Annotated in this window: 1 protein-coding gene; it reads left to right on the top strand. The window is 49.4% G+C overall.

Annotated features, from left to right (window positions below; genetic code table 11):
• Positions 1 to 123 precede the first annotated feature (123 nt).
• On the top strand, positions 124 to 233 hold a 110-nt coding region (locus ACYP03_RS28205; protein WP_459782965.1), incomplete at its 3' end, for a cyd operon YbgE family protein.

Genomic DNA, 233 nt, shown 5'->3' on the forward strand with positions numbered 1-233 from the left:
GCCCTGGTGATGGGGCTGGCTAACGGCGGTTTTGTGAAGATGGACCCCCTGCTGTTTGAAAGTGAGATTGGCGGTTTTGGTACAGTAGTATAACCTGCGCTGATATGGTCTTGATGTACTGCCATGATTTTTGTCGTCGGTTTTGTGCCGTTCCGGTGGTACTGGAAGGTACTTTTCATCCCCAATATTTCCTTACCTTTACTTGCCGTGATCATCAGGCTTCGTCTGAGCTG

Source organism: Photobacterium sp. R1 (assembly GCF_054600795.1).